This is a genomic window from Paenisporosarcina sp. P4_D4 (genome assembly GCF_056401835.1).
Window position 1 is genome coordinate 1 of record NZ_JBFUIO010000157.1, and the last position, 3,976, is coordinate 3,976.

Below are 3,976 nucleotides of genomic sequence, written 5' to 3' on the forward strand. Positions count from 1 at the left end.
TTTACCAATTGTCGATGTGCCATCAAACACAGTGCCGTTCGCATCGATTAATCGAATAGATGCACCAAGTTTTGTCCAATCTTTTAATGGCACGGCAGATCCTCTTAATGTGCCAGTTACATCCGAGAAGGTTGACTGTAGTTGCCATTCCATTCCCGCAGAAGAGACGGAAATACGATTATCCAGATCATTCGTATAAGCAACGGTCGGATTTACGGCTGCACTTACTGCAAATGCTGTATCCTTCACTTTCAATGTTAGATTGATTGCAGGAATATTTCCGCTCACCGTTTTTGTTCCATCCATAGTCAGCTTCACTTTTGAAGTGTTGCCTGTCGTTTCAACATTCACCTCGGATGCACCGTAATTCGCAAGTGCATCATTCGCCTTTACATCTACAATCTCAAAGCTTTGGCCGATGTTAGTAAGAGTCCACTCTGCGGTTTTCAACTTATCTACGTTATTTAAAATGAGGGTAGCAGATACCGATTCTCCCATTTTTACGTTTGTTTTGTCAGTCTTCATATATCCGTACGGTGTACCCGCTTTAACAAAGTAGTAATTTTTCTTTGGAGTCGGATTTTTCGCGCCATCTTGTCCATTTAATGTAAAGCGATTAAATGGGTTCGTTTCATTTATCGGAAAGTCAAAATTCACCATCCCGTCTATCCCGACAGGAAGGACAGGCTTAGAGCTTCCATTAATAAAATACTTGAGAGAGTTGATAGACTGATCGACATTCATTCCGGATGCCACCATCTTTTCCACTTCTTCATCTGTAACTTTAATTTGAAGAGGAACTGTTTTTTGTCCCGGCTGATATTCATAGACAGGTGATTCATTTCCATCTAAAGTTGTTGTCATCGTTGGGCTGTTAGGGTCAACATATATATCATTATTCATCGTAAAAATATGATCACGTTCACTTGTACCAATAACTTTAATCTGGTAATATCCAGGTTTTACATAACTCTGTTGAGCGGAGATTGGCTTTTCTGGATTTCCAGTAAACGCATAGTATTTACCATTAAATATCCTTTCAACATAATAATTCGTACTATCATACAAATCATCTGTATAAATCGTCTCTATAAATCCAATATCATTTCCGGTTTTTCCATCTACCAAAACTAAATCCAGCCATTTCATAGGAGATTTTAATCTGAAATTCAATCTTTCATACCAAGTAGAAGCACTAATTGGGCTCACTTGTAAATGGTAAGGTGAAATTGCATTTGAAGAAAGGGAAGTAGATTCAATTCCTTCTTCAGTTGTTCGAACGCTAAACGGAATCCGATATTGTTCGTTTTTGTCGTCTTGGTTTGAAATGATAAGATATCCTTCATAAATGCCCGCCTTGGCAGTCGCTGGAACTGTTATTGTAACAGGCACTTTTTTTGTTTTAAAAGATTGAACTGGAATAACCTTTGGAATATCTAATATCACCTTATTAGAACTAGCATCGAGTGATCCGTTTACATCTGTTTGGAATTGGACATCCACATCAAACTTTTTCATGTTTTTTTCGAAGTTTGTAATATTTACAGTCTTTTTAATAAATGTTTCTTCGTTTGCATAATGATTACCGAAACTAAGTCCGCCTGTCTCGTCTTTTATTGCAATGTTTTCTTCATTGAAGCGAATTGGAGTTTCATCTTGAACTCGAAGCTCCATTCCTGTATGGACGGCACGATATGGGTCTACACGACCTGCGCCTACATCAAATACACTATATTTGTCCGCTAATGGTTTAGCTGTATTCATCAAAATCGTTTTAATATCACTTGGCTCGAGATCAGGATTAGCCTGTAGTAATAAAGCAGAAATTCCTGTTACATGAGGTGCGGCCATTGATGTACCAGACATGCGGTTATAAGCGTATTGATAATTAGATGGATCATTTTGATAAACCGAATAAGCTGGAATGCTTGATAAAACGTTCACACCTGGGGCGGTGATTTCTGGCTTCATATCGTAATTTTTGCGTGATGGCCCGCGAGAGCTGAACCAAGCAAGCTTATCACCTTCTGTATATTCTTCTTTAAAATTTTTAAAAGTCAATTTCGTATTGCCTGTAGCTAATTGTGCTTTTAACTCCAATCCTTGCTCATAGCTAATGGAAAAAGCAGGAATGAAGTTTTGATCCTCTCTTACGAAAGGGTTTGTCCCGCTATTTGGGATATTGTGATATGCGATGATGGCAGCTGCACCGTGATTCTTGGCATAAACGGTTTTAGTTTGAGTCCCAATACCGCCGGTACTCACGAAAACGATCTTTCCAGCGACATCCTTCCCAACGTAATCGGATTCCAAACCGACCCCTAAATCAATGACCTCATATTGATGTTTGTTAAAAACACTCAAATCGGTCACTAAATCACTGTATAGATTGCTTAAAAGAAATTCTGTCGTAGAACCAGATACTACTCCAGTATATTGCGCTACCGGAATAGGTGCACTGCTTGCTCCAACCGTCAATGCTAAAGCAGCCGCTCCCGGAGAGCCAAGAGTATACGAATAAGGTCCAGAGTTACCAGCCGAAACAACCGCGGTCACACCATTTAAAACCGCATAATTGATAGCTGTACTTGTAGGATACTGYGGATCATTGATGTTGATCCCTAATGATAGATTGATAACATCCATGCCATCGCCAACTGCTTTTTCTATACCCGCTAGAATATCTTCCAGTCCACCCGTTCCATATGGCCCTAAAACACGATATCCATAAACTTCAGCTTCAGGTGCAATTCCTTTTACAGCTACACCGCTCGTATTTTTTGCTCGCCCTGCTATCGTACCTGAAACATGCGTACCATGATTCGTATAATATGGTGAACCACCTTCACTAGTCTCTGGAAGTCCAGACTTTTTCCAATCGTCGTATGAGGTTTCCATTGGATCAAGATCGTTATCTACAAAATCATATCCACCCTTAAAAGCATCTTTTAAATCAGGATGGTGATAATCGATACCTGTGTCAATGACTCCGACCTTCACTCCTTTTCCTGTAACACCCTCTTTATGTAACTTGTCTACACCTAGAAAAGGAATACTCTCTATTCTTTTAGTAGATTCTTCTTCTTCACTAGAATCTGATTGGATTGGCGGATCGATAGTAAATGTAACACTTTTATAAACAGCTTTTACAGCATCTGATTTAAGTAGCGACTCTACTTCGTTCGCGGGTAGTTTCATAGAAACCCCGTTGTAGGCTGTCTTAAAGGAACGCGTTATTTTATAAGATTTTTCACTACTTTTTCCCAGATTGGATGGAAAAATTCTCTTTAAATCAGCTTCAAAAGTAGCGTGCTCATGGTCAATCTTGTTTTTCGCTTGTTCTGGTGTCAGTTTCTTTCCTTTAATAGCAGCTTCAAGTACCTCAACTTTCTCAGGCTTGGACTTAAACTCGACAATAACAGAGATTTCATTATCACTCTTTAATTCTTCTTCATCAAATCCTTGCACCCCATAGTCTTCCGTGGCTTGAAGCTTAGTCAACGCGTCCCGCTGCTCTTTGGTCAGCGTAGCCAAGATTTGTTCAGCCTTTGTACTAGACACAGATTCACTTTGAAAAAGTGTCTCCTCAGCATGTACTTGAGATGGTAAAATATGATTTGTGTTTGATAGACTGCTTGAAAGCAAACCTATCCCCAATGCAAGCGTTGTCACTTTTTTAATAAAATTCTTTTTCATTCTCTTTTACCTCTCCCCCATTAAAATATTATGATAAAATTTTTTCCCCTCGCATGATAATACATACAATTTAAATGTAAATGCATCATTAAAGAGTGTAAATTGGGGGAAATCACATGATACTTAATCTTTAATTTGGTAAATAAATTGTATTAAAGTGCTATTAACAAAGAATTTTTCGTTATTTTTCAGGAGAATGTAACAAATATTGTCGAATTTTCATTTTAGTAAAGGGTTTAAATTGGGGGAATATATATAATTTTAATAATCAAACAAGGGT

At 38.3% G+C, this 3,976-nt stretch carries 1 protein-coding gene; it reads right to left on the reverse strand.

Annotated elements, in window-relative coordinates; genetic code table 11:
* On the reverse strand, positions 1–3,696 hold a 3,696-nt coding region (locus tag AC1DSL_RS16235), incomplete at its 3' end, for a S8 family serine peptidase (RefSeq protein WP_477532987.1).
* Positions 3,697–3,976: the final 280 nt, after the last annotated feature.